Origin of the sequence: Mycobacterium sp. JS623 (assembly GCF_000328565.1) — a bacterium.
Lineage (GTDB): Bacteria > Actinomycetota > Actinomycetes > Mycobacteriales > Mycobacteriaceae > Mycobacterium.
Genome location: NC_019966.1, coordinates 4170199 through 4196444, shown reverse-complemented (window position 1 = coordinate 4196444; position 26246 = coordinate 4170199). Strand labels below are relative to the sequence as shown.

The following is a 26246-nucleotide window of genomic DNA, read 5'->3' as shown; positions in this document are numbered from 1 at the left end:
CATCGCAGGGTGGCTGACTTGAATCGTCGCGATCTGATGGTGATGGCAGGGCTCGGTGCGGTGGGCGCCGCAATCGGAGTGCCGACGGCCTGGGCGGCACCGCCGGGTGGCGCGCAGCCCAGGTACATCTTCCAAGATGAGTTCGACGGGCCAGCCGGCTCGGCGCCCGATCCGTCCAAGTGGCTGGTGGCAAAGGCCCGCGAGTCGATGCAGGACCCGACCTACTGGGAGCTGCCCGAACACGTCGGGCAGTATCGCGACGATCGTCGCAACGTCTACCTCGACGGCAACTCGAACCTCGTCTTTCATGCCGCCAAGGACGGCAACACCTTCTACAGCGGCAAGGTGTTCAGCACGTTCTACGGCGGCATCGGACACACCTGGGAAGCCCGGATCAAGCTGAACTGCCTGACCCCGGGCTGCTGGCCTGCCTGGTACCTGTCCAACGACAACCCCGTCAACGGCGGCGAGGTCGACATCATGGAGTGGTACGGCAACGGCAACTGGGCTCCCGGCACCGCGGTGCACGCGAAACTCAACGGTGGGGAGCATTCGAGCCAAACCATCTCGGTCGACAGCGCGTGGCACACGTGGCGGTGTACATGGGACGACGCGGGCATGCGGTTTTGGAAGGACTACACCGACGGCGCCCAGCCATACTTCACGGTGCCGGCGCACTCGCTGCCGTCATGGCAGTTCAACGACCCTGGCTTCACGCTGTCTCCGGTCTTGGATCTAGCGGTCGCCGGCTCCGGCGGCGGCGACCCAAGCGGGGGAACGTATCCCGCACACATGCTCGTCGACTGGGTGCGCGTCTGGTAGCTGGGTCCGTTCGACAAAGACCAATAAGTCGAACTTCCGTTCGACGGTGGAGCGGGCGACGGGAATCGAACCCGCGTAGCTAGTTTGGAAGACTAGGGCTCTACCATTGAGCTACGCCCGCATGTGCAGCACCAGCAGACTGTACTAGCGCCGCCCAAGCCAAATCCAATTAAAGGGTTTGCGTGTCCAGCACGTAGTATCTCGCGTGGTCAGGTCTGCGTTTCAGACCGGCCAATGGGCGCGGGGTGTAGCGCAGCTTGGTAGCGCATCCGCTTTGGGAGCGGAAGGCCGCAGGTTCAAATCCTGTCACCCCGACTCCGGACGATTACCACTACATACACAAGGAGCAAGAGCGTGAAGAGCACCGTCGAGAAGTTGAGCCCGACGCGGGTTCGCATCAACGTGGAGGTGCCCTTCACCGAGCTGCAGCCAGACATCGACACCGCCTTCAAGCAGATGGCCAAGCAGGTCCGCATGCCAGGCTTCCGGCCGGGCAAGGTCCCCGTGAAGCTGCTCGAGTCGCGCGTCGACAAGCAGGCGATGTTCGACCAGGTCATCGGCGACGCTGTGCCGGCCCGCTACTCCGAGGCGGTGACGACCTCCGACGTGCGACCGCTCGGCCAGCCCGAGATCGACATCACCAACAAGGAGTACGGCAAGGACCTGACGTTCACCGCCGAGGTCGACGTCCGGCCCGAGATCGAGCTCCCCGAACTCGACGGCCTGAAGATCACCGTCGACCCAATCCAGGTGACCGACGAAGAGGTCGACGCCGAACTCGAAAATCTGCGCGCCCGCTTCGGCACGCTCAAGGGCGTCGAGCGCGCCGCGGAGACCGGCGACTTCGTCTCGATCGACCTGTCGGCCACCGTCGACGGTGAGGACGTGCCCGAGGCGAAGACCGAGGGGCTCTCGCATGAGGTCGGCTCCGGTCAGCTGATCGAGGGTCTCGACGAGGCGATCGTCGGCCTCAAGGAGGGGGAGAGCCGCGTCTTCACCACCACCCTCGCGGCCGGTGAGCACCTCGGCAAAGAGGCACAGGTGACCGTCACCGTGAAGTCGGTCAAGGAGCGCGAGCTGCCCGAGCCCGATGACGAATTCGCCCAACTGGCAAGCGAATTCGACACTCTCGACGAGCTGAAGAGCAACCTTCGCGAGCAGGTTGGGCGCACGAAGCGCATCCAGCAGGCCGAGCAGATCCGCGACAAGGCGCTTGAGGTGCTGCTCGAGCAGACCGAGATTCCGCTGCCCGAGAACATCGTGCAGGCCCAGGTCGACGACACCCTGCACAACGCGATCCACGGCTTCGAGCACGACGAGGCCAAGTTCGAGGAGACCCTCAAGGAGCAGGGCAGCAGCCGCGAGGAGTTCGACAAGGACAACCGCACCAACGCCGAGAAGGCCGTCAAGACCCAGCTGCTGATGGACGCCATTGCCGACAAGCTCGACATCCAGGTCGGCCAGAACGACCTGACCGAGCGCCTCGTGCTGATGTCGCGTCAGTACGGCATGGAGCCGCAGCAGCTGCTGCAGTTCGTGCAGCAGAACAACCAGTTGCCCGCGATGTTCGCCGACGTTCGCCGTGGCCTGACCGTCGCTGCCGTCGTGCACGGCGGCACCGTCACCGACACCGACGGCAACGTGATCGACACCACGGAGTTCTTCGGGCCGTCCGGCGAGCAGGCCGAGCAGGCTGCTGATGAGGCCGCCGAAGAGACCAGCTCCGATGAGGTATCCGCCGACGCCAAGTGACGCTGTGAGCGAACGCGCGCTGTCTAGGGAGTGCACGGCCGCGCAGGTTGGTTAGTGTCGAGTGAACCAAGACTTAGAAGAAAGCAGGTATCCAGTCGTGACTGACATGCGAAGCGCGGCGCCAGGGCTCAACCTCGTCGACTCGGTGTACGAGCGGTTGCTGTCCGAGCGGATCATCTTCCTTGGCTCGCAGGTTGACGACGACATCGCCAACCGGCTGTGCGCGCAGATTCTGCTGCTGGCCGCCGAGGACCCCACCAAGGACATCCACCTCTACATCAACTCGCCGGGTGGCTCGATCAGCGCCGGCATGGCCATCTACGACACGATGGTGCTGGCCCCATGCGACGTCGCGACCTACGCAATGGGCATGGCCGCGTCGATGGGTGAGTTCCTGCTCGCCGCGGGCACCAAGGGCAAGCGCTACGCGCTGCCGCACGCACGGATCCTGATGCACCAGCCGCTGGGCGGCATCACCGGCGGCGCCGCCGACATCGCGATTCAGGCCGAGCAGTTCGCGGTCATCAAGAAGGAGATGTTCCGGCTCAACGCCGAGTTCACCGGCCAGCCGATCGAACGCATCGAGGCGGACTCGGACCGCGACCGCTGGTTCACCGCGCAGGAAGCCCTCGAGTACGGCTTCGTCGACCACATCATCACCAACGCCAATGTCAACGGAGTCAAGCCATGACCGACCACACCGACCGGCGACTGCAGCCGCAAGCCCGCTACATCCTGCCGTCGTTCATCGAGCACTCCAGCTTCGGCGTCAAGGAATCCAACCCCTATAACAAGCTGTTCGAGGAACGCATCATCTTCCTCGGCGTGCAGGTCGACGATGCGTCGGCCAACGACATCATGGCCCAGCTGCTGGTGCTCGAGTCGCTGGATCCCGACCGCGACATCACCATGTACATCAATTCGCCGGGTGGCTCGTTCACCTCGCTGATGGCGATCTACGACACCATGCAGTACGTGCGGGCCGACATCCAGACGGTCTGCCTCGGCCAGGCCGCATCGGCCGCCGCGGTGCTGTTGGCCGCGGGCACGCCCGGCAAGCGGATGGCTTTGCCCAATGCGCGTGTGCTGATTCACCAGCCGGCGCTGTCCGGCGTGATCCAGGGCCAGTTCTCCGATCTGGAGATTCAGGCCGCGGAGATCGAGCGGATGCGCACGCTGATGGAGAGCACGCTGGCCCACCACACCGGCAAGGACGCCGCGGTCATCCGTAAGGACACCGACCGCGACAAGATCCTGACGGCCGAGGAGGCCAAGGAGTACGGGATCATCGACACGGTCCTCGAGTACCGCAAGCTCTCGGCCCAGACCGCCTAGCTTTTCGCCGTTGACTCTGCGCACAGGGCGCAGAAGTGCGAGATGCTCGCGCCCTCACCGCAGAGTCGATGACAAGGCCGCGATATCGTCGGGACCTACCCGGCAGCATCCGCCGACGATGCGTGCGCCCGCGGCCGCCCAGCGCGCTGCGAGGTCCGCCGACCACCGGCCCTCACCGATCCACGTGCGACGCTCGCCGTCCCAGGATTCGCCGCTGTTGGGGTAGACGATGACGGGCTTGCCTGTCACCTCACGCGCCACCCGCACCGCGTCCTCGACATCGGCCGGCGCGCAGCAATTCACGCCCACCGCAACGATTTCCGGCATATCGGACGCCACCGCGAACGCCTCGGCGAGTGGCTGCCCGGCGCGCGTCGTCGTCCCCGTGATCGTGTACGACAGCCACGCCGGCACACCGAGCTCGTGAACCAACGTGACCAAGGCTTCGGCCTCGTCGACATCGGGCACCGTCTCGAGCGCCAGCACATCGGGCTCGGCGGCCACCAACACCTCCAGCCGCGGCCGATGCCAGTTCGCCAGCTGCGAGACCGTCAGCCCGTAGCGCCCGACATACTCCTCGCCGTGGGCCAGCGCGGCGCCGTACGGCCCGACCGACGCTGCCACCCAACCGTCACCGCCGACCTCGTCGCGCGCATCCCTCGCAAGCGCAACACTGCGGCGCATCAGCCGCTCTGCCTCGGTCCGCGAGATTCCGCGTTCAGCGAACCCATCGAACGACGCCTGGTAGCTCGCGGTCGTCGCGATGGAGGCGCCAGCGCGGAAGAATGCGCAGTGCACGGCCACAATCGCAGCGGGAGCGTCCACCAGCAGACGGGCCGACCACAGATCGTCGGACAGGTCGTGGCCGCGGGCTTCCAATTCGGTTGCCAGGCCGCCGTCTGCGATCAGCACGGTATCGTGGGGCGCAGCGAACACCACATCGCAACTTTACGGCCATTACCGGGGCGGCCTCTCGGTCTCATAACAGCGGCGACACGCCAGGGACACAGTGGCGGGTTCCGGTGGGCTAGACGGCGAGTCAAGCGATATGTTCTGCAACACAGATAAATACCAACGACGCGATTCGGCTTTATCGGTCGCACCGCGCCGGAACATACGGGTAGCGTCGGGACCAACACCCGACGGTGACTCGTAAAACGAGCTTCATTACGACTGCGAGGAAAGTAGGGCCCCACCACCATGGCACGCATTGGAGACGGCGGTGACCTGCTGAAGTGCTCGTTCTGCGGGAAGAGTCAAAAGCAGGTCAAGAAGCTCATTGCGGGCCCCGGTGTCTATATCTGCGATGAATGTATAGACCTTTGCAACGAAATCATCGAAGAGGAACTGGCTGACGCCGACGACGTCAAGCTTGACGAGTTGCCCAAGCCCGCGGAAATCCGTGATTTCCTCGAGGGCTATGTCATCGGTCAGGACACCGCGAAACGGACGCTGGCCGTCGCCGTCTACAACCACTACAAGCGCGTCCAGGCGCAGGAAAAGATGCGCGATTCACGCGCCGAGCCGGTCGAGCTTGCAAAGTCAAACATTCTGATGCTCGGCCCCACCGGCTGCGGTAAGACCTACCTCGCGCAGACGCTCGCCAAGATGCTCAACGTCCCCTTCGCGATCGCGGATGCCACCGCGCTGACCGAAGCCGGCTACGTCGGCGAGGATGTCGAGAACATTCTGCTCAAGCTGATTCAGGCCGCTGACTATGATGTCAAGCGCGCCGAGACCGGCATCATCTACATCGACGAGGTCGACAAGATCGCCCGCAAGAGCGAGAACCCGTCGATCACGCGTGACGTTTCGGGTGAGGGTGTGCAGCAGGCGCTGCTGAAGATCCTCGAGGGCACGCAGGCCTCGGTGCCTCCGCAGGGCGGCCGCAAGCATCCGCATCAGGAGTTCATCCAGATCGACACCACCAACGTGCTGTTCATCGTCGCGGGTGCGTTCGCCGGGCTGGAGAAGATCGTCTCCGACCGCGTCGGCAAGCGCGGCCTCGGCTTCGGCGCTGAGGTGCATTCCAAGGCTGAGATCGACACCCAGGACCACTTCGCCGAAGTGATGCCAGAGGACTTGATCAAGTTCGGGCTGATTCCCGAGTTCATCGGCCGGTTGCCGGTGGTGGCGTCGGTGACGAACTTGGACAAAGAGTCGTTGGTGAAGATCCTCTCCGAGCCGAAGAACGCATTGGTCAAGCAGTACGTTCGGCTGTTCGAGATGGACGGCGTCGAGTTGGAGTTCACCGAGGACGCGCTCGATGCCATCGCCGATCAGGCGATCCACCGCGGCACCGGTGCCCGCGGTCTGCGCGCCATCATGGAAGAGGTCCTGCTGCCGGTGATGTACGACATCCCCAGCCGCGACGACGTCGCCAAGGTGGTCGTCACCAAGGAGACCGTGCAGGACAACGTGCTGCCGACGATCGTGCCGCGCAAGCCGTCGCGTGCAGAGCGCCGCGACAAGTCCGCCTAGGTCTCTGTACTCGAGCTGTGGTCGCCCTTCACCAACTGTGTGTCGTCGACGTCTTGTTTGAGCAGCCCGCACAGTGAGGCCGCCAGGCCCCATATCAAGAAGACGGCGACCGCGACGAACTGCAGCTCGGTAACCATGACTCGAGACTTCTCCATCCGGCAGCGATGCACACGAGTAGGCGACTACGCGACTTCGTGACGGGCAACACGCATCAGGTGCCGCGCCGCTGCGGCAGCTGCCCGATCCGTATGGTCGCGTCTCTGTCGATTCGCGCCGTCACGTCCTCGTCGGGCGCCTGCCTGGCCGCTATCGGCCGAGTCGTCCAGATGACTGCACCTCGTCCAGGCACGATTCCCGCCGCCAGTGCGAACACTCCCGTCCACTGCGTTCGGTCCGGTGCCCGTCGGCGCTCTTCGTCGACGGTGACGACGGTGGCCACGGCGGGCAATGGCAGCGACCGGTGTGTACGAACCCTGCCCGGGGTGCCAAGCAACTCACTCAGCGTCGCGCCGGTGTCGAACCCGACGGTGACCGCCCCGTACAGATACACGTCTGATGCGGTGTCGCTACGCACCACCACGGCGAAGTCGGCCATTCCCCGAGTCGTCGACGCCAGCACCGAGAGTGCCCCGGCGAGTCGCCGACGATCGCAACGCCGCACCGTATCGAGAAGTGTAGAGATCTGTTGTGCGGCAGGTGATCCCTGCGAGAGCGGCGCGCCATCGCGGTGAGCGACCACGATCACAATGCCATCGAGATTGGCTACGACGTGCGTGCCGGGCAGTACCTCGACGTGAGAGGTTCGGTCAAGCGTCCTCGTAGCAGGGACGGTCTTCTCATCCGGCTGCGTCGGATGAGAAAGGACTTCGGTCCGCGGTTCCGGCTCCGGCGCTTCACTGAGCCCGATCCGATCGTGCAGCCACCTCAGCGGTGCGGGCGCCCACCAATTGAATTCACCGGCGAGGCGCAGAAATGCCGGAACCACCACGCCGCGGATCACTGTGGCATCGATGACGATCGCGAGCGCTGTGCCGATGCCGAACATCTTCATGAAGGACAGCCCGTTGGCGAACGACAGCAGCGTGATCGTCAGCAGCACGGCCGCGCTGGTGATTATTCGGCCAACCCGGCCCAGCCCGGCGACGATAGCGTCGTCATTCGACAAGCCACCGTCGCGAGCTTCCTTGATGCGGCTGAGCAGAAAGATCTCGTAGTCGACCGACAAGCTGAACGCTATGCAGCACAACAGGACCACCATCGACAAGTTCAGTGGCGCGGGGGTCACGCCGAGTGCCGACGCAAGGTGCCCGTCCTGGAACACCAACACCATGACGCCCAGCACGGCGGACAGCACCAGCACGTTGAGCAACAACGCCTTGATGGGCACCACGACGCTGCCGGTGAACAGGAACAAAAGCAGGAATGTGGCGCCGGCCATGATCGCGATCGCCAAGGGGAGGCGGGCGGCGATCGCGGCGCGGCTGTCGATCAGATTCGCAGTGGGTCCGCCAACCCCGACCCGGTCATCTTGGATCATGGCGCGGATATCGCGCACGACGCGTTGAGCAGTCTCTGATTGCGCGTCGACCGACAGATACACGAAGGCGTAGCCGGCATCCGAGGCGGTGGGCGCCGAAGGTGGGCTGACGCGTACCACGCCGTCCATCCGTGAGACCGGTTCAACAAGGTGCGTCAGCGCTGCAGCGCCGGCGGGGGCCACCAGTGTCACCGCTTGTGAGCCGTCGACCGGGTAGTCGCTGCGCAACGATTCGGTCAGCAGGCGCGCATTGGAGTCCGCTGGCAGCGCACGCTCGTCCGGAGTGGCGAGTTGCACGTGCAGGAACGGAATGCCCAACGCCAGTAGCGCTGCGACCACAGGCAGCGCGAACCAAAAGGGCCGGTGGATGACCGCCTCGGCGCAGCGACGCCAGAACGCCGAGTCCGCTGAGACTTGCGTCTTTCGGCGGATGACGCGCAGCGCGTCGATGCGCGAGCCGAGCAACGCCAGTAGCGCGGGCAGCAGCACGACTGCGCTGAGCGCGGCCAGGATGACCACCGCAATCGCGGCAAGGCCAACCGAGCGGACGAAGTAGACCGGAAACACCAGAAGTCCGGTCATCGCGGCGGTGACGGTGGCGGCGGAAAACACGATGGTGCGCCCGGCGGTGGTGACCGTTGCGATGATCGCTGCCTCGTGCTCGTTGCCCTTGGCGCGCTCCTCGCGGAACCGCGACACCATCAGCAGACCGAAGTCGATGGAAAGCCCAAGGCCGAACGCCGTCGCCACCGTCAGCGCGTGGATGGACACATCGGTGACGGTGGTGAGCGCCAGTAACACCAGCATTGTCAACACGATCGAGGTGACCCCGATGGCGACGGGCAGCAGCGCGGCGACGACACCGCCGAAGACGATGATCAGCACGACCAGCGAGACCGGCAGCGCGATGCTCTCGCTGAGCGCCAGGTCGTGGTTGACCCGTTCCTCGGTCTCTCGTTGCACACCCAGGGTGCCGCCCGCCCGGACACTCACGTCGGCGTCGTCACCGGGCAACGCCTTGATGATCCGGCTCGCAGTGTGCGCGGCCTCGTCCGCGGTTCCCGCCGCATGCACCAGGATCAGTCCGGAACGATCGTCGCGGCTGCGCAGGTCGGTCGCCGAGGAGTCGGTGTACGAGGCGATTACCTTCGCGGAGTGTTCGGCCTCTACCGCCTTGCGTGCTTCGTCCGCAGCGGCGGCGACGCGGGGGTGGTCGAGGGTGCCGTTTCTGGCCACGACTTGCAGCACGAGGTTCGGCGTGGCACCGAAGTGTTGGTCGAGGAAGTCGTCAGCTCGCGCCGCTTCGGTAGAGGGATCGGTGAAGCCGGCGATGCCCAGTTTCTCGGAGACGCTGCCGCCGAGGACGATTCCGATGGCCAGCAGCACGACAGCGGCGGCCAATACGGTTTTCGGTCGTCGCACCGCGAATAGGGCCACGCGCTCTAACATTTGACGCTGCCGACTTCCGATGCCGACAGCAGCCGCCGCAGCACAGGAAACAACTGCGGCTCGTCGGTGAGGTAGAAATGGCCGCCGGGCAGCATCTGGCTGCTGAACCGCCCGCAGGTGCGTGTGCGCCACTGGTCGAGGTCGGGCTCGGCGACCAGCGGGTCATCGATGCCGCCGAGGACATGGATGGGGCACGGCAGGACGGTCGTCGGGTCGTCCTCGTCTGTCTCACAGAGCCGCAAGTCATTTCGGGCCGCCGCAGTGGCGACATCTCGCAGCGCCGGCCACTCGGCAAGCTCCGGCGGGATGCCACCCAAATCCGTCAGCAGCGTGGCCAGCCGATCGTCGTCAAGCGTGCCAGCGGCGGGTATCGGCGGTGCGAGATGTGGCGCCGGATAGGAAGACAAGATGAGCGCGGTGGGCTGCGGCACACCGGCCGCCACACGTAGACAGGCCAGCCGGTAGGCCACGAGCGCACCGAAACTGTGGCCGAAGAAGGCATGTGGTGAGTCCATTTGCCCGGACCTCCGGCTGTGAATCTCGTCGACAAGGGCCCGCAGAGTTGCGAAACGCTCGCGATGGCTGACGTCCACCGCGACGATTTCGACGCGGGGGCCTAAAGCTCGCCGCCACCCGTTGAAGAGCACCGCGCTTCCGCCGGCATGGGGGAAGCAGAACAGCTTCACGCGCGTCACGCGCCTTGGTTGACCGATGCGAGTTCTTCCGCGACGGCCTTGACCGTGTATCGGATCTGCTCTTCGGAGTGACAGCTGGTGACGAAGAATCGGAGCCGCGTTTTGTCTTCCGGCACAGCCGGATACAGGATCGGATTGACGTTGATGCGGCGGAGCAGCAGCGCATCGGAGAGTTTCAGCGCGGTCAGCGAGTTGCCGACGATGATCGGGATGATCGGGGTGCCTTCGGAGTCGCCGGTGTCGAGTCCGGCGTCGCGTGCGAGGTTCAAGAACAATCGGGAGAGCGCTTCGAGGTGCCGAAGGTGCTCGGGCTCGCGTCGGATGGTGCGAATCGCGGCGACGGATGCGGCCGCGGTCGGGGGTGGCATACCGACGCTGTAGACGAAGCCCGGCGTCGTGTATTTGAGGAACTCAACGAGCTCGCGGCTGCCCGCGACATAGCCGCCGCAACCGGCCAATGCCTTGGACATGGTGCCGGACCACAGTTCGACGTCGGCGCGATCGACGGCGAAGTGTTCGCCGATGCCGGCGCCTGTCTTGCCGAGCACGCCGATGCTGTGGGCCTCGTCGATCATGAGCAGGGCGCCGTGCTTGCGTTTGACATCGATGAAGGAAGGCAGGTCGGCGATGTCTCCGTCTTGACTGTAGATGCCTTCGATGATGATCAGCACTCGGCGATACTGCCCGCGGATGCGGCCCAGAATTTCGTCGAGCGCGGCGGGATCGTTGTGAGGGAACGGCCGGCGGGTGGCGCCGGAGAGCGCGCAGCCCTGCATGATGCTGTCGTGAGCGAGGCTGTCGTGGATGACGAGGTCGCCGTCGCCGAGCAGGTGCCCGATTACGGTGACGTTGGTGGCGTGCCCGCTGACCAGTGCGATGGCGTCCTCGGTGCCGAGGAACTGAGCCAGTTCGTGCTCCAGCTCTCGGTGCACCGGCTTCTCACCGGACAGTAGCCGCGACGCCGAACAGGAGCTGCCCCACTGACGCACCGCCTCGACCACCGCCTGTTCCACTGCCGGGTGGCCAGACATGCCGAGGTAGTTGTAACTGGAGAAGTTGATCGTCTCGGTGCCGTTGATGATCGACGTGTCGCGGGTGATGCCGTCGTTGACGAGGAAGTAGGGGTTTTCGATACCCGCGACGTCGAGGAGGGTGAACCGCTCGGCGAGAGCCTTGACTTCCTCGAAGTCGCTGATGCGGGTCTGCGGGGGGACGGCAGGTGCCGGCCCGGCGCCGGTGGTGGACGCCGGGTTGGCGCCGCCGGCCATCGCGATCAGCTCGGCGATGGTGGTGGCCGGCCCGAATCCGGCCGCGTCAATTGTCACGCCGGGGAGCTTGCGGCTGATGCCGCCGAAAATGTCGGTGACCATGATGGAGTCGAAACCGAGGTCGCCGATGATGGATTGCGTTGTGCGCAGGGAGCTTTGCGGATATCCGCTGACCCGGGCAACCTCGTTCAGCACGACGCCGGCGACATCGATGCCAGGTGTTGGCAGGGGAGGCGACTCTGCGGTCGCGGGGGTGCCGTGGCCGTATGCGGCGAGCACGGCAGCCTGTTCACGGAACAGTGCGATGAGGTTGTCCATGGTGGAGTCCTTGGGAACTGTGGGGGTCATGGCTGTGGAAGGGGGCGCCTGTTCGGTGATCCAGAAGCGGTTCGCGGTGGAGAACACGTAGCCGCTCAACCGGTGCGGAACCTGGGCCTCGTTGGAGTACAGCAGGTCCCAGTCCGGGTCGAGTCCGTCGCGGTAGAGCGCTGCGACGATTTCGCTGATGCCGGACGCGACCGCGAGCGAGGGTGGTGCACCGTCGTGGGCTCGGGTGATCATCGGGCCGAGTGTGCGTTTGGCGCCGAATTCGACGAGGTGTGTCGGCTCGGCCCGCATCGCTTCGGTTACCGCGTCGGCGAACAGCACGGTTTTTCTGACGTGGTCGATCCAGTAGTCGGCGTCGAGCGGTTCGTCGTCGCCGAGCATTCTGCCACGCAGTGTCGAAAAGATCGGGAAGGTGGGCAGGCGGTAGGAGCATTGGCGTGCGATGTCGGCGAAATCGGCCAGCATCGGTTCCATCAAGCGCGAGTGAAAAGCATGGGACACGTTGAGCTTTTGCGTGGTGATGCCCTGCTCCTGAAGCGCAGCTGCGGTCTTGTCGATGTCGTCCAACGGCCCGGACAGCACGACTTCGGCGGTGCCGTTGATCGCCGCGATGTCGAGAGCGGAACCGGATAGGTCCGCGACGTCGGCGCGAACGGCGAGCATGCCGCCACCGGCGGGCAGCATGCCCATCAGTCGACCTCGGGCCGCCACCAACCGGCATGCGTCGTCCAGACTCAGCGCGTCGGCGATGACGGCCGCGGCGTACTCACCGATGCTGTGTCCGAGCAGCCAGGCCGGTTCGGCACCCAGTTCCAGCAATGCTCTGGCCTGTGCATATTGCACAGCGAAGATCGACGGCTGCGCGAACTGGGTTGCGTCGACGCGCTCGTCGGCCGTGACGTCGTGCAGGCGCCGACCGAGGTGTGTCGCCATCGCGGCGTCGACGTCATCGAACGCGGAGCGGTACACAGGGCTCTCTTCGTACAGTGCGTCACCCATGCCCAGGAACTGGGTGCCCTGACCGCTGAACAGCCAACCGGCCGACATCGGGCCTGCGGTGCCGATCACGCCGTCGGCGTTGCGAAGGGCCGCAACGGTTTCGGCGCGGTCGCGGGCCACGAGCGCGAGGCGGGTCTTGCCCGAGGCTTTGATTCGATTGGTCGACCAGCAGAGCTGCGCCATTGCACCCACGCTGGATTCGATGTCGTCGGCAAGCTGAAAGGCGTTACGGGATAGGGCTTCCGGACAATCCGCCGACAGCGTGAGTATTCCGCCGCCGGTGACGTCCGGCGGTGAAATCCCTTCTGGGGCACTGGCAAGCACGACGTGACAGTTGGTGCCGCCGATCCCGAAGCTGGACACCCCGGCAAAGACGGATTCGGCGGACAGCACCATCGGCTCGGTCAGTAGGCGCAGGCCGCCGTCGGCCAGGCGCAGTTGGGCATTCTCACTGTCGGCGAACCGTGACGGCGGCACCACGCGGTGGTGCAGGCTCAGCACCGCTTTGATCAGCCCGGCGATGCCCGCGGCCCCCTCGGTGTGGCCGAGGTTGCCTTTGATCGACCCGAGCGCGCACGGCTCGTCACGGCGGGAACGGTGATGGTAGGCAAGCGCTTTGGCTTCGATCATGTCGCCGAGCAGCGTCCCGGTGCCGTGCGCCTCGAGAAAACTGACGTCCGAGGGCGCAATCGCTGCGGCTTCGCATGCGACGGTGACGATCTGCTGCTGCGCCCACCTGTTCGGTGCGGTGATGCCGTTGCTTCGACCGTCGCTGTTGACGGCGCTGCCCTTGATCACCGCGTATATCGGAAGTCCCGCGGCCATCGCGTCCTCGAGACGGCGCAGCACCACCGCCGCAACGCCTTCGCCACGACCGATTCCGTCGGCCGCACCGCTGAATGGTTTGCAACGGCCATCTGGAGCGGCGAGTCCCGCTTGGGTGTAGAAGGCATTGAGCGCCGGGGTGAGGGCCAGGTTGACACCCGCCGCGATCGCTTGATCGCATTCTCCGTTGCGCAGGGCCTGGGTGGCCAAGTGGACCGCCACCAACGACGACGAGCACGCGGTGTCGACCGCCAGACTGGGACCCTTGAGGTCCAGTTGATAGGACAGCCTGTTGGCGGTCATGAAATAGCCATTGCCGGAACCGGATTGGGCGGTTATTGCCCGGTAGTCACGCATGTGTAGGTGGGCCCACTCGTTGGCCATCACACCGACGAACACCCCGGTGTTGGATCCGGCCTGGCCTCGCGGGTCCAGGGTGGCGTTTTCTATTGCGCGCCAGGTGGTTTGCAGCAGCAGGCGTTGTTGGGGATCCATGGCTTGAGCTTCGCGCGGCGTGATGCCGAAGAAATCGTTGTCGAACGCGTCTGCGTCGCGAATGACGCCGCCGTCGCGGTGATTGATCGTGCCATCAGCGTGCAACTCCGCGGGATCCCACCGCTCAGGTCCGATCTCGTCGATACCGTCCGCCCCGTCGAGCAGTAGCTTCCACAGCGCAGCGGGATCGTCGGCCTTCGGGAACCGGCAGTCCAGGCCAACAACGGCGATGTCTGTCATGCCGTCGGCTCCTTCGGGCGCAAGGCGGCATCCGGGCTTTCGTGCACCACGTCGGTGAGCTGGCCTGCCATGAAGGCTGCCCGCATCGAGGCGCGCTGGACCTTTCCGCTTGTGGTCAGGTGGACGCCGGGCCGGGTGACGAACACCACGATGGGAGCTGGCATTTCGAAGGCGCGCGCGACGGCGCTCTTGAGGGCGGACGCCAACTCCTCATAGCTGGTGTCGCCCAGCAGTTCGGGTTTGACGGCCTGGACGAGCACCAGCCGTTCGGTGTCGTCGACGTCTACCGCTACGGCCACGCCCCGCGAACCGGCGACGGCGGGGTGCACCTCCTGGACGAACTCTTCGATGTCTTGGGGGTAGAGGTTGCGCCCGTTGACGATCAGCAGGTCCTTGCAGCGACCGGTGACGTAGAGCTCGCCCTCGTGAAGCAGTCCGAGGTCTCCGGTGCGCAGGTAGGGGCCTTCGCCGTCGGCGGTGTGCGCCTGGAAGCGGTCGACGGTCTCGTCGGGGCGGTTGTAGTAGCCGCTGGCCACACTCGGGCCGCGCAGCCAGATCTCACCGACACAGTCCTGGGGCAGCGGGTCGCAGGATTCGCGGTCGACGATGCGGACCTCGATGCCCGGTGCGGGCGCACCGGAGCTCACGAGGCTGACCGCTCGGCCGTTGGCGGGTGCGTAGCGATTCTGCTCCAGCGAGTCGGCGTCGGCGTCGAGGTAATGCTGGGTGTCGCCGCTGACGGTCGCCATCAGTGTCACCTCGGCCATGCCGTAGGTGGGGCGCATCGCCGTCGGGGCGAATCCGGCGGGTCGGAGGGTTTGGATGACCCGTTCCATGGTGCGGCGGCGCACGGGCTCAGCACCATTCAGCGCGATTTGCCACGTGGAAAGGTCCACGCCGGCCAACTGCTCGGACGTTATCCGCCGCGCGATCAGGTCATAAGTGAAATTGGGTGCAGCACAAATGGTTCCGCGATAGTCGCTGATCGCTTTGAGCAGTCGGATCGGCCGTTTGAGGAAGGCAAGAGGCGACATCCCTGTGACGTTTCCGCCGACGAGAAAGGCAGTGAGCACGCTGATCAGGCCCATGTCGTGGAAGTGCGGAATCCAGCCGACGAGGGTCATCCCCTCATCGAGGCCGAGGGCTTCGGAGATGGCGGTCAAGTTGCTCACGAGATTGCCGTGGGTGACGGCGACGCCTTTGGGGTCGCCCGTCGAGCCAGACGTGTACTGAAGAAACGCGACAGTATCTGCGGTGAGCGCCGGCATGCTCCACTCGTCGGCATCGGCCAGCGCTGCCTCGTCGGTGGCCACACATGTGATCGGCTGGTCCAAGTCGAGTGCGCCGATGCCGCCGGCCAGCAGGTCGCGGAGGCTCGCGCTGGTCAAGGCCAGGGCTGCCCCGGCGTTGTGCAGAATTCTGGCGACACGCTGCATGCTGCGTTCATCGACCGGCAACGGCGTGGGCACCGCGATGACCCCGGCGTACAGACAGCCGAGGAAGGTCCGCCAGAACTCGAGACCGGGTTCGTACAGCAACAGCACCGGCCGGGTCGCTCCTTGCGCGGCCAGCCACACGGCGATCTCGCGCGCGCGGCGGTCCAAGTCGCGCAGGGTCGTCGCATCCTCGACAAGGGCGCGGCCAGACTCCTGGAGGAACACGAACTTGCGTGTGTCACTGTATGTTTCGAACATCGACCGCAGCCGACCGACAAGTCCTTCGGACCCGAGTTCTCGGGCTATGTCACCGTTGGTGTCAGCCACTTCACACCGCTTCCCCCCGGGGAATCAGCTGTCCCGGCACGAAGTCCACCCCGTTGGACCATGCCCGATCCAGCAAAGCTTGTGCTGAACAGGATAAACCTGTCGGGCAGTCGATGGCGTGAATCGAGTCGTGGACTTGGCAAAGACTTCTGCGGCCAATCCGCGGGCGGTCAGCGGCGTCTTTCGGGTTTACCTCGCGGGTGGGCGCCCGCGACAACCAGTGGCTCACCCATCGACAACGTCCGCTGCACCGCGCCGTAGCCACCGTTGGTGAGGGTCACGTCGACCTTCGGTAGCAGCACTTCGTGCGGAATGTATTCGGCGACATAGGCATTCATTGGTAGTGCCGCGGTGAGCTGCAACAGGTCACGTCCGCCGGTGGTGGCGACCACGATGACGTCCTCGCCGGGGCGGGGACAGCGAGGCGATGAGGACTTCAGGCATGGGATCGATGGTCGAACTCAGCCGCCGTCCAAGCTTGGAGGTTGTGTGGAGATTTCCTGGAGCTTGCCCGCGACACCGCACTTGCTTGGCAGCCAGAGAAACCTATCCATTCGGGAGCGGAATCTGGCTTTCCGGCGATTACGGGACCAATGCCTGATCAAAGACCATTTCATGCATGACTTCGGACAACATCTCCCGCTTCGCTATCGCCCAACGTCGGCTGCGAGGACCCGACCGCCTGATCCTGGGTTGGCTGACGACCCAGCTCGCGTCGTACCTGGAACTCCCCGCGACTTCGATCGACCCGATGGTTCCGCTCGCCGAAATGGGCGTCGATTCGGTACATGCGATCAGCCTCGTCGGTGACATCGAGGCACACTTCGACATCGACGTCGATCCGACGTTGATCTTCGACTACCCGACCCTGGCGCACATCGCCGAGTTCATCGATTCCGCAGTCACGAAGCAGCAAGAGGTCGTGGCGTAAATGGTCGCCGTCACAGGCGTCGGCTTCGATCGCCATGAGGTTCGGCGATCCCGCCCGTCTGTGACGGCTGCCGTCGCATCCCCGGAGATCATCAACCTCAATGGCCACCGGGTGGCATATCGCGACGCCGGAGCAGGCGAGGTATTGCTGCTGGTGCACGGCCTGAGCGGTAGCTCGTCCAGCTGGGCGGAGGTGATGCCGAAACTTTCGAGCAAGTATCGCGTCATCGCAATTGATCTCTTGGGCCATGGTCGATCGGACAAGCCGCGCGGTGAATATTCACCTGCCGTGTTTGCCCGCCTTCTTCGTGACCTGCTGGATGCCCTCGGGATCGACACGGTGACGGTGGTTGGCCACTCGCTCGGCGGTGGGGTGGCGATGACGTTCGCCGCACAGCACCGGAGCTACTGCAGGCGACTGGTCCTGCTCAACAGTGGCGGCTTCGGCTCCGAGGTCAGCGCTCTGCTGCGGATGTGCTCAGTGCCCGGCGCAGGGTTCGTTTTGCCGCTCATCGCCGCCGGCCGTGCGATTTGGACCGGGGAGGCCGCAACCGTTCGCGAGTCGGTTCCGAATCGAGATGACCGGCGGGTTTTCCTGCGAACCCTGCGATCCGTGGTCAACCTGCGCGGCCAGGCGGCCTCGGCGCTGTCATGCTTGCACGCTTTCGCGGATCTGCCGACCCAGATCATCGGTGGCGAGAACGACCGGATCATCCCGGTGGCCCACGCGCACGCAGCACACCACGCGCTGCCGGGCAGTCGACTGGACATCATCGCAGGGGCGGGGCACGACCCGCAGATGCAGCAATCTGAAATCGTGGCGGATCTCATCGACGACTTTGTTACCCAAACCTGCGAGGTTTCGTCGCTGGCTCTGGCCGCGTAGCCGCGGTCAGTGTTTGACGCGGTCTGGCCGGGTGTAGACGTTCATCGATTCGCCCCGCAGGAACGCCACCAGCGTCAGCCCGGACTGGCTGGCCAGGTCCACCGCCAGCGATGACGGCGCAGACACCGCGGCCAAAACGGGAATGCCTGCCATCACGGCCTTTTGAGTGAGTTCGAACGATGCGCGCCCGCTGACCAGTAGCACGGTCGCGGCCAGCGGGATGCGGTCGGCCTCCAGCGCCCAGCCGATGACCTTGTCGACGGCGTTGTGCCTGCCGATGTCTTCGCGCACGGCCAACATGGTGCCGTCGGTGTCGAACAGGGCGGCACCGTGCAGGCCGCCGGTGCTGGCGAACACCTTCTGCGCGGCTCGCAGCTTGTCCGGCATGGCTGAGAGCGTTTCGGTGGCCACCGTCGACGGGTCGTCACCGGGGCAGTGCCTGCTGATGAGCCGCACGGCATCCAGCGACGCCTTGCCGCACACTCCGCACGAGGACGTGGTGTAGAAATTGCGGGTGACATCAACGTCGGGCATCTCGACGCCGGGCGCCAGTGTCACATCGAGCACGTTGTAGGTGTTGACGCCTTCGTCGGTGGCGCCCTTGCAGTACCGCACGGTCAACACGTCGTCGCGGTTGGCGATCACCCCCTCGGTGAGCAGAAAGCCTTGCGCCAGTTCGATATCCGATCCGGGTGTGCGCATCGTGACGGTGATCGGTGTGCCGTTGACGCGGATCTCCAGAGGCTCCTCGACGACCAGCGTGTCGGGTCGCGCGACCGCGCTGTCGGCGGTCACGTGCTGAACCCGGCGCCGGGCCGTCACCCGTCCCACTAAGTGACCACCCGATCGTCAGACTTCACGCCGGCCGAGCGCTCGAGCCGAATCACGACCGCCTTGGACACCGGGGTATTCGACTTCTCTGCAACATGATCCAGCGCCACCAAGGCATTGGTCTCCGGGTAATACGCCGCGGCGTTGCCGACCGGCGTCGAGTAGGACACGACCTTGAAGTCCTTGGCGCGCCGCTCCTGCAGGTTGTCCTCGCCATCGGTGAACTCCGAGACCAGGTCGACACGTTCACCCTCGGCGAGCCCGAATCTCGTTATGTCGGCGGGATTGACGAATACCACGCGACGACCACCCTTGACGCCGCGGTAACGGTCATCGAGACCGTAAATGGTGGTGTTGTACTGATCGTGGCTGCGCAGGGTCTGCAACACCAGCCGCCCTTCGGGCACGGGCACCCACTGCAGCGGGTTGGCTGCGAAGTTGGCTTTGCCTGTGCTGGTTGGAAACTCGCGTGAATCACGCGGGCCGTGGGGCAGCTGGAAGCCGTCGGGCTGGCGTACCTTGCGGTTGTAATCCTCGCAGCCTGGCACGACGACCGCGATGGCGTCGCGGATGGTGTCGTAATCGCCTGCGAACTGCTCCCACGGCACCGGGTGATCCGGCCCGAGCAGTTCGCGAGCCAGTTGGCAGACAATGGCCACCTCGCTGTGCACCTGATCGCTTGGCGGGTGCAGGCTGCCGCGCGACAGGTGCACCATCGACATCGAATCCTCCACCGACACTTGTTGTTTGGTGCCGTTCTGGATATCTCGGTCGGTGCGGCCCAGCGATGGCAGAATCAGCGCGGTGCGGCCATGCACGATGTGGCTGCGGTTCAGCTTCGTCGACACCTGCACGGTCAGTGCGCAATTGCGCAACGCCGCCTCGGTGACCGCGGTGTCCGGCGTGGCCATCGCGAAGTTGCCGCCCATACCCATGAACACCTTCGCGTGCCCGTCGCGCATCGCGCGGATCGCGCCGACGGTGTCAAGGCCGTGCTCACGCGGACTGACGATGCCGAACCGGTCGTCAAGAGCGGCAAGGAACTCCTCGGGCATCTTCTCCCAGATGCCCATCGTGCGATCGCCCTGAACGTTGGAGTGGCCGCGAACCGGACACAGTCCCGCACCGGGCTTGCCGATCATGCCGCGCATCAACAAGACGTTCGTGACTTCCGAGATCATCGGCACCGCGTGCCGGTGCTGCGTCAGCCCCATTGCCCAACACGCGACTGTGCGTTCGGAGGCCATCATCATCGCGGCGACGCGGTCCAGCTGAGCCCGATCGACGCCGGTGGCCTCCAACACCGTGTCGATGTCCACAGCGCGGGTCTGCATCTCGTACTCGTCGAAGTTCGCGCAGTACTTGTCGATGAAGTCGCGGTCGAGCACGCTGCCAGGCGCCTTGTCCTCGGCCTCCAGCATCAACCGGCCGATACCTGCGAACAACGCCATGTCTCCGCCGATGCGGATCTGCACGAACTCGTCGGCGATCGGGATTCCGTTGCCGACCACACCGTGCACCTTCTGCGGATCCTTGAACCTGATCAGCCCCGCTTCTGGCAACGGGTTGACGGCGATGACCTTCGCGCCGTTCTCCTTGGCCTTCTCCAAGGTCGACAGCATCCGCGGATGGTTGGTGCCGGGATTCTGTCCGCAGATCACGATCAGGTCGGCCTTGGTGACATCGTCGACGGTGACCGAGCCCTTGCCGATCCCGATGGCCTCGATCAGTGCGTGCCCGGACGACTCGTGGCACATGTTGCTGCAGTCGGGCAGGTTGTTCGTGCCGAAACTGCGGACCAACAACTGGTACAGGAAGGCCGCTTCGTTACTGGTGCGGCCCGATGTGTAGAACACCGCCTCGTCCGGATGGGCCAGCGCGCGAAGTTCGTCGGCGATCAACCGGTACGCCTCGTCCCATTCGATAGGGCGGTAGTGGTCGTCGCCGGGCCGCAGCACCATGGGATGAGTCAGGCGGCCCTGCTGTGACAACCAATATTCGGGTCGGGCGTCAAGATCGGCGATCGAGTGTCTGGCGAAGAACTCAGGGGCGACGACGCGTTTGGTGGCCTCCTCGGCCACGGCCTTGGCGCCGTTTTCGCAGAACTCCGCGAATTTGCGGCCACCGTGTTCCTCCGGCCATGCGCAGCCGGGGCAGTCGAAGCCATGCCGCTGGTTCAGCCGGGCCAGCGCCGCAGCGGTCCGCGCCGCGCCCATCGATTTCAGTCCGCGCTGCAGCGACACCATGACGGCCTTGACGCCCGCCGCCTCATGCTCCGGACCGGTCACTACCACCGCATGCTCGTCGTAGTCGGCGTCGAAGTCATGGGTGATGTCGCGTCGTTTACCCAACCGCATGAAACCAGCGTAGGACGTTCAGAAAGCGCTGTGACGCCGGTCGGCCCTTAGCCCGTGTCACGGACTTTCCGGGAAATTCACCCAGGTCGCGTCGTGTTGGTGAGAGGCGATGGCGGCTTCGACGAGTTGGATGCCGATCAGACCGTCGACGCCGGTGGGGATGGACAACTCGGGTGCGTCGTGTCCTCGCAACAGGTCCGCCAGGTCGAGGTAGAAGTTGGCGAACGCTTCCAGAAAACCCTCTGGATGGCCGAGGCCGACGCGGGTGAGGCGGGTGGCGTCGGGGGACAGCGTGCTCATGCCGTGCGCCAGGATCGTCGCGCCGCCCTCTAGATCGCGGACGATCAAGTGCTGCGGATCTTCGTGGCGCCACTCCAGGCTCGCCTCGTCGCCGAACACCCGGATCCGCAGGCCATGCTCGTGACCGGTGGCCGCCATCGTCGCCCACACGGTTGCCGGCGCGCCGTTGGACAGCGTCAGCCGCATCGTCGCGTTGTCGAACACCGGCCTGTTCGGCACCAGTGTGCTGAGTTCGGCCGAGACGCGCGTGGCCTCGAGTCCGGTGACGTAGCGCAGCAAGTGAAACGCGTGGGTGCCGACGTCGGCGACAGCGGTGGCGACGCCGCCCCGTTCGGCATCCATCCGCCACTGCTGGACGTCCGCCGATGCCCAGCCCGATGCGTGTTCTGCGGCGACGAAGCGAATGCGGCCGAGGTCGCCGTTGCGCACCATCCGCGCGGCGTGCCGGACCATCGGGTAGGCCGAATAGATATGGGGCACAGCGAGAATCACGTTGTTGGCTTTCGCGATCGCGACAAGCTCGGCCGCGGACGCGGAGTCATTGGTCAGCGGCTTCTCGCACACCACCGCGATGCCCGCCTCGAGGAAAGCCCTGGCGATGTCGAAGTGGCTGTCGTTCGGGGTTACCACCGCGACGACGTCCAGGCGCCCGGCTTCATCGCGCGCCATGTCGCGGTAGTCGTCGTACACGCGCTCGACGCCGAGGGTAGCGGCAAACTCAGCCGACGCTGCTGCGTCGCGCCCGAAAATGCCTGCGGCAAGGTCGTATTGGTTGTCCAGCCACACGGCGTGGCGGTGCGCGGCGCCGATCATCGCGCCCGGCCCGCCGCCGACCATCCCTGCCCTCAGCCGTCGCATTTGTCACATTCTCCGCGAGCGTGCGGGTCTGTACGTCGACACGCCGACATTTGCGGACATTTCGCGCACGCTCGCCGCTGCTTCTGCCCGCATTGTGGTGTTGACGTCGGCGTAACAAGTTTGCCATCGACGGTCCCTAGGGTTGGCCGGTCAACGTCGAGCAAATCAGATGCGAGCATCTGGGGTGATAGGAATTCAATTGAGCGGAAATGCGGTACGCCTGCAGGCGATCAACAGTGTCGAGGCGTATGTCCCTCCTGCGATCAGCTTCGACCCGGGCGAGGCGCCGGGCGAGATCTTCGGGTCGAATGTCTTCACCAAGGCTGAGATGCAGCTGCGCCTGCCCAAGTCGGTCTTCAAATCCGTGGTCGCGACCATCGAGAAGGGCGCGAAACTCGACCCGGCAGTCGCTGACGCGGTGGCCGCCGCGATGAAGGACTGGGCACTGGAGCGCGGCGCCACCCATTACGCCCACGTGTTCTATCCGATGACCGGCCTGACCGCCGAAAAGCATGACAGCTTCCTGGAGCCGGTGTCCGACGGCCAAACATTGGCCGAGTTCGCCGGCAAAACTCTGATCCAGGGAGAGCCAGACGCGTCGAGTTTCCCGTCGGGCGGCTTGCGCAGCACATTCGAGGCACGCGGCTACACCGGCTGGGATGTCACCAGCCCGGCGTACATCTTGGAGAACCCGAACGGCAACACACTATGCATCCCAACGGTGTTCGTGTCGATGACCGGAGACGCTCTCGATTACAAGACTCCGCTGCTGCGTAGCCAGCAGGCAATGGGTATGCACGCCGAGCGCATCCTGAAGCTATTCGGACACGAGAAACTCGAGAAGGTGGTGTCGTTCTGCGGTCCGGAACAGGAGTACTTCCTTGTCGACCGGCACTTCTTCCTCGCGCGGCCGGATCTCATCAACGCCGGCCGCACCCTGTTCGGCGCAAAGCCACCTAAAGGCCAGGAGTTCGACGACCACTACTTCGGTGCGGTGCCCGAGCGGGTGCTGGGCTTCATGATGGACACCGAGCGGGAGCTGTTCAAGCTCGGCATTCCCGCCAAGACTCGGCACAACGAGGTGGCACCCGGCCAGTTCGAGGTGGCGCCGATGTTCGAGCGGGCCAACCTCGCCTCCGACCATCAGCAACTACTGATGACGACGTTCAAGACCATCGCCAAGAAGCACGGCATGGAGTGTCTGTTCCACGAGAAGCCGTTCGCGGGTGTCAATGGATCTGGCAAGCACGTCAACTTCTCGGTAGGGAACGCGGAACTCGGCAGCCTGCTGGTGCCGGGGGACACCCCACATGAGAATGCTCAATTCCTGGTGTTCTGTGCGGCGGTCATCCGGGGTGTGCACAAATACGCACCGCTGCTTCGCATCTCGGTGGCATCGGCCACCAACGACCACCGGCTCGGCGCCAACGAGGCCCCGCCCGCGATCATTTCGATCTTCCTCGGCGACCAGCTGGCCGACGTGTTCGAGCAGATCGCCAAGGGCGCGGCCACGTCGTCCAAGGGCAAGGGCACGATGATCATCGGCGTCGATACCCTGCCGCCGCTGCCGACCGACCCGGGTGACCGCAACCGCACCAGCCCATTCGCGTTCACCGGCAACAGGTTCGAGTTCCGCGCGCCGGGATCTGGCCAGACCGTTGCGGTGCCGATGATCATCCTCAACACGATCATGGCCGACTCGTTCGACTACATCGCAACAATTTTGGAGAAGGCGGTCGAGGACGGTGAGGACTTCGACAAGTCGGTGCAGAAGCTGCTCACCGACATCATCACCGAGCACGGGGCGGTCGTGTTCAACGGCGACGGCTACTCGGAGAACTGGCAGATCGAGGCGGCCGAGCGCGGCCTGCCGAACTTCAAGACCACGCCGGACGCGCTGCCGTCGTTGATTGCACCCGAATCCGTCGAGCTGTTCGACAAGTACGGTGTGTTCAACGAGCGAGAACTGCACAGTCGCTACGAGGTTCGGCTGGAGCAGTACGTGCTGACGATTGCAGTGGAAGCCAAGCTGACGTTCGAGATCGGCTCGACGGTCATACTTCCCGCGGCGATGCGCTACCAGACGGAGCTGGCGCAGAACGTCGCAGCGTTGAAGAAGGCGGCCGTCACGCCGAGCCTCGCACTGCTGGAGTCGGTCTCCGAGCCAATCGCCGAATTGACCAATTCGCTGACGGATCTGAAGAAGGCGCTCACGGAACACTCCGCCGATAGCGCCTACGACGAAGCGTTGCACGCGCGCGACGCGTTGCTGCCGGCAATGGATGCGGTCCGTGCCGCGGCCGACGCGCTGGAAAGCGTTGTGGCCGACGATCTGTGGCCACTGCCGACCTATCAGGAGATGCTCTACATCCTCTGAGCAGACGTCGCCGAGTGTGGGGTGGTGCCCGTCAGCGCGGGCACTGGTAGACCCGCATACCCCACACTCGGCGATCCTTTCTAAGCTGGCCGGCGATCATGTCGCGCCGTCGCCACGTGTAGGGGTTCAGTCACGTCGATCCTCCCGCGAGCGACCGCTTTTGCACGTCATCACGCGGCGTGTCGACGTGCAGACACGGTCGCTCGCGGTAGTTGGGGCTACTTGTTTTGGGGGAAGCCGAGTTCGATGCCGCCGTGGCTGGGGTCGAGCCAGCGGCTGGTGATGGCTTTGCCGCGGGTGAAGAAGTTGACGCCTTCGGTGCCGTGGGCGTGGGTGTCGCCGAACAGTGAGGCCTTCCAGCCGCCGAAGCTGTAGTAGGCCATCGGCACCGGGATCGGCACATTGATGCCGACCATGCCGACCTCGACCTCGTTCTGGAAGCGTCGGGCGGCCCCGCCGTCGTTGGTGAAGATCGCGGTGCCGTTGCCGTACGGGTTCGAATTCACGAGATCGAGGGCTTCGTCGTAGGTTTCCACGCGCAGCACCGAGAGCACGGGTCCGAAGATTTCGTCGGTGTAGACGCTCATCTCGGGGGTGACGTGGTCGATCAAGGTGGGGCCCAGCCAGAACCCGTCGGCACCACCATCGGCGGTGACGCCGCGGCCGTCGACGACGATCTTGGCGCCGTCGGCCTCCCCGGCGTCGATGTAGGAGGCGACCTTGTCGCGGTGCGCGCGGGTGACCAGCGGGCCCATGTCGGCGTCTCCGGTGCCGTCGCCGGTCTTGATGCTGTGGGCACGCTCGGCGATCTTGGCGACCAGATCGTCGGCGATCGGCCCGACCGCCACACACGCGGAGATCGCCATGCAGCGTTCCCCTGCCGAGCCGAAGCCGGCGTTGACCATCGCGTCGGCGGCCAGATCCAGATCGGCGTCGGGCAGGATCACCGCGTGATTCTTGGCCCCGCCCAATGCCTGGACGCGCTTTCCGGCCGCGGTCCCGGTTTGGTAGACGTACTGGGCGATCGGGGTGGAGCCGACGAACGACACGGATTTGATCTTGGGGTTGGTCAGCAGTTCGTCGACGGCGGTCTTATCGCCTTGTAAAACGTTGAATACCCCTGGGGGCAGGCCGGCTTCGGCCCACAGGTTGGCCAGCCACAGCGACGCCGAGGGATCCTTCTCCGACGGCTTCAGGACGACGGTGTTGCCGGCGGCGATGGCGATGGGGAAGAACCACATCGGCACCATCGCCGGGAAGTTGAACGGGCTGATGATGCCGACCGGACCCAAGGGTTGGCGGATGGAGTAGACGTCGACTTTGGTCGAGGCGTTCTCGGTGAACCCGCCCTTGAGTAGATGCGGGATACCGCAGGCGAATTCGACGACCTCCTGGCCACGCGACACCTCACCCAAGGCATCGGAGACGACCTTGCCGTGCTCGCTGGTGATGATCTCGGCCAGTTCACCCTTGCGCTCGTTGAGCAGCTCCCTGAATTTGAACAGCACCTGAGTGCGCTTGGCCAGCGAGGTGTCGCGCCACGCCGGAAACGCCGCGGCGGCCGCATCAATCACGGTGCGCGCATCCTCAACGGTGGCCAACGCCACCTGACCGGTCACCGCGCCGGTCGCCGGATTCGTCACCGGCAGGCTGTTGTCTGCATCGCCCGCATAGGGCTTGTTGTTGATCCAGTGGGGGATTGTCTGTGTCATGGTGTGT

General features: G+C 64.9%; 18 protein-coding genes, 2 tRNA genes and 1 pseudogene. 9 read left to right on the top strand and 12 right to left on the bottom strand.

The window, feature by feature from the left end:
* The first annotated feature begins 36 nt into the window (after positions 1-36).
* Positions 37-822: a glycoside hydrolase family 16 protein gene (locus MYCSM_RS20575; protein WP_015308091.1), complete on the top strand. Its 786-nt coding sequence runs from the start codon at positions 37-39 to the stop codon at positions 820-822.
* Between the two features lie 47 nt (positions 823-869).
* Here the strand turns inward: MYCSM_RS20575 and MYCSM_RS20570 are convergent.
* Positions 870-943, bottom strand: a tRNA-Gly gene (locus MYCSM_RS20570).
* A gap of 120 nt (positions 944-1063) precedes the next feature.
* On the opposite strand from MYCSM_RS20570, the gene MYCSM_RS20565 reads away from it, so the two are divergent.
* From MYCSM_RS20565 to clpP2, 4 genes are all read left to right on the top strand, one after another.
* Positions 1064-1137 (top strand) — tRNA-Pro (locus tag MYCSM_RS20565).
* A gap of 39 nt (positions 1138-1176) precedes the next feature.
* Complete coding sequence (gene tig, locus MYCSM_RS20560; protein ID WP_015308090.1) at positions 1177-2574, top strand: trigger factor; 1398 nt, start codon at positions 1177-1179, stop codon at positions 2572-2574.
* Between the two features lie 106 nt (positions 2575-2680).
* Positions 2681-3265: an ATP-dependent Clp protease proteolytic subunit gene (locus MYCSM_RS20555; protein WP_198345104.1), complete on the top strand. Its 585-nt coding sequence runs from the start codon at positions 2681-2683 to the stop codon at positions 3263-3265.
* On the top strand, positions 3262-3909 hold the full coding sequence (clpP2, locus tag MYCSM_RS20550) for an ATP-dependent CLP protease proteolytic subunit ClpP2 (protein WP_015308088.1): 648 nt from the start codon (positions 3262-3264) through the stop codon (positions 3907-3909). The genes MYCSM_RS20555 and clpP2 overlap by 4 nt, the downstream gene beginning before the upstream one ends.
* A gap of 54 nt (positions 3910-3963) precedes the next feature.
* Here clpP2 and mmuM read toward each other — a convergent pair whose 3' ends face one another.
* Positions 3964-4818, bottom strand: coding sequence for a homocysteine S-methyltransferase (gene mmuM, locus MYCSM_RS20545; protein WP_041314539.1), 855 nt, complete (start codon positions 4816-4818; stop codon positions 3964-3966).
* A gap of 291 nt (positions 4819-5109) precedes the next feature.
* On the opposite strand from mmuM, the gene clpX reads away from it, so the two are divergent.
* Entirely contained in the window at positions 5110-6390 is a 1281-nt protein-coding gene (gene clpX, locus MYCSM_RS20540; RefSeq protein ID WP_015308086.1) for an ATP-dependent Clp protease ATP-binding subunit ClpX, read from the top strand.
* Here the strand turns inward: clpX and MYCSM_RS37285 are convergent.
* The 6 genes and pseudogenes from MYCSM_RS37285 to MYCSM_RS20515 all read right to left on the bottom strand — a co-directional run.
* Positions 6387-6527: a hypothetical protein gene (locus MYCSM_RS37285; RefSeq protein ID WP_015308085.1), complete on the bottom strand. Its 141-nt coding sequence runs from the start codon at positions 6525-6527 to the stop codon at positions 6387-6389. The genes clpX and MYCSM_RS37285 overlap by 4 nt on opposite strands.
* Positions 6528-6601: 74 nt before the next feature.
* A complete protein-coding gene (locus MYCSM_RS20535) occupies positions 6602-9364 on the bottom strand; it encodes an MMPL family transporter (RefSeq protein WP_232425637.1) in 2763 nt (920 codons plus the stop codon).
* Between the two features lie 5 nt (positions 9365-9369).
* On the bottom strand, positions 9370-10071 hold the full coding sequence (locus tag MYCSM_RS20530; RefSeq protein WP_015308083.1) for a thioesterase II family protein: 702 nt from the start codon (positions 10069-10071) through the stop codon (positions 9370-9372).
* Positions 10068-14225 (bottom strand): type I polyketide synthase, encoded by a 4158-nt coding sequence (locus tag MYCSM_RS20525; RefSeq protein WP_015308082.1) that lies wholly within the window; start codon positions 14223-14225, stop codon positions 10068-10070. The genes MYCSM_RS20530 and MYCSM_RS20525 overlap by 4 nt, the downstream gene beginning before the upstream one ends.
* Positions 14222-15988, bottom strand: a complete 1767-nt coding sequence (locus MYCSM_RS20520) for a fatty acyl-AMP ligase (protein ID WP_232425636.1) — start codon at positions 15986-15988, stop codon at positions 14222-14224. Before MYCSM_RS20520 ends, MYCSM_RS20525 begins: the two co-directional genes overlap by 4 nt.
* A gap of 182 nt (positions 15989-16170) precedes the next feature.
* Positions 16171-16395 (bottom strand): annotated as a pseudogene (locus tag MYCSM_RS20515) (glycosyltransferase); the annotation flags it as partial.
* Between the two features lie 212 nt (positions 16396-16607).
* Here MYCSM_RS20515 and MYCSM_RS20510 point away from each other — a divergent pair.
* Together MYCSM_RS20510 and MYCSM_RS20505 are read left to right on the top strand one after the other, a co-directional pair.
* On the top strand, positions 16608-16919 hold the full coding sequence (locus MYCSM_RS20510) for an acyl carrier protein (protein WP_015308080.1): 312 nt from the start codon (positions 16608-16610) through the stop codon (positions 16917-16919).
* Positions 16920-17804: an alpha/beta fold hydrolase gene (locus tag MYCSM_RS20505; RefSeq protein ID WP_015308079.1), complete on the top strand. Its 885-nt coding sequence runs from the start codon at positions 16920-16922 to the stop codon at positions 17802-17804.
* Positions 17805-17810: 6 nt separating this feature from the next.
* Here the strand turns inward: MYCSM_RS20505 and fdhD are convergent, their stop codons facing one another.
* From fdhD to MYCSM_RS20490, 3 genes are read right to left on the bottom strand one after another with little or no spacing between them, the layout of a single operon-like run.
* Entirely contained in the window at positions 17811-18635 is an 825-nt protein-coding gene (fdhD, locus tag MYCSM_RS20500; protein ID WP_015308078.1) for a formate dehydrogenase accessory sulfurtransferase FdhD, read from the bottom strand.
* Positions 18635-20992, bottom strand: a complete 2358-nt coding sequence (locus tag MYCSM_RS20495) for an FdhF/YdeP family oxidoreductase (RefSeq protein ID WP_015308077.1) — start codon at positions 20990-20992, stop codon at positions 18635-18637. The genes fdhD and MYCSM_RS20495 overlap by 1 nt, the downstream gene beginning before the upstream one ends.
* 57 nt (positions 20993-21049) lie before the next feature.
* Entirely contained in the window at positions 21050-22150 is a 1101-nt protein-coding gene (locus MYCSM_RS20490; protein WP_015308076.1) for a Gfo/Idh/MocA family protein, read from the bottom strand.
* Between the two features lie 199 nt (positions 22151-22349).
* Here MYCSM_RS20490 and MYCSM_RS20485 point away from each other — a divergent pair, with 199 nt between their 5' ends.
* A complete protein-coding gene (locus tag MYCSM_RS20485) occupies positions 22350-24527 on the top strand; it encodes a glutamine synthetase III family protein (protein ID WP_015308075.1) in 2178 nt (725 codons plus the stop codon).
* A 218-nt stretch (positions 24528-24745) separates the two neighbouring features.
* Here the strand turns inward: MYCSM_RS20485 and MYCSM_RS20480 are convergent, their stop codons facing one another.
* The gene (locus tag MYCSM_RS20480) at positions 24746-26239 is read right to left on the bottom strand and encodes a CoA-acylating methylmalonate-semialdehyde dehydrogenase (protein WP_015308074.1); all 1494 of its coding nucleotides are present in this window, start codon (positions 26237-26239) and stop codon (positions 24746-24748) included.
* Positions 26240-26246: the final 7 nt, after the last annotated feature.

What these genes read in the sequence shown, in the direction of transcription:
- MYCSM_RS20505 (WP_015308079.1), top strand. Translation starts at nt 16,920, where the DNA reads ATGGTCGCCGTCACAGGCGTCGGCTTCGATCGCCATGAGGTTCGGCGA.
- MYCSM_RS20495 (WP_015308077.1), bottom strand. Translation starts at nt 20,992, where the DNA reads ATGCGGTTGGGTAAACGACGCGACATCACCCATGACTTCGACGCCGAC.
- clpX (WP_015308086.1), top strand. Translation starts at nt 5,110, where the DNA reads ATGGCACGCATTGGAGACGGCGGTGACCTGCTGAAGTGCTCGTTCTGC.
- MYCSM_RS20555 (WP_198345104.1), top strand. Translation starts at nt 2,681, where the DNA reads ATGCGAAGCGCGGCGCCAGGGCTCAACCTCGTCGACTCGGTGTACGAG.
- MYCSM_RS20575 (WP_015308091.1), top strand. Translation starts at nt 37, where the DNA reads ATGGTGATGGCAGGGCTCGGTGCGGTGGGCGCCGCAATCGGAGTGCCG.
- MYCSM_RS37285 (WP_015308085.1), bottom strand. Translation starts at nt 6,527, where the DNA reads ATGGTTACCGAGCTGCAGTTCGTCGCGGTCGCCGTCTTCTTGATATGG.
- MYCSM_RS20510 (WP_015308080.1), top strand. Translation starts at nt 16,608, where the DNA reads ATGACTTCGGACAACATCTCCCGCTTCGCTATCGCCCAACGTCGGCTG.
- MYCSM_RS20525 (WP_015308082.1), bottom strand. Translation starts at nt 14,225, where the DNA reads ATGACAGACATCGCCGTTGTTGGCCTGGACTGCCGGTTCCCGAAGGCC.
- MYCSM_RS20490 (WP_015308076.1), bottom strand. Translation starts at nt 22,150, where the DNA reads ATGCGACGGCTGAGGGCAGGGATGGTCGGCGGCGGGCCGGGCGCGATG.
- clpP2 (WP_015308088.1), top strand. Translation starts at nt 3,262, where the DNA reads ATGACCGACCACACCGACCGGCGACTGCAGCCGCAAGCCCGCTACATC.
- MYCSM_RS20480 (WP_015308074.1), bottom strand. Translation starts at nt 26,239, where the DNA reads ATGACACAGACAATCCCCCACTGGATCAACAACAAGCCCTATGCGGGC.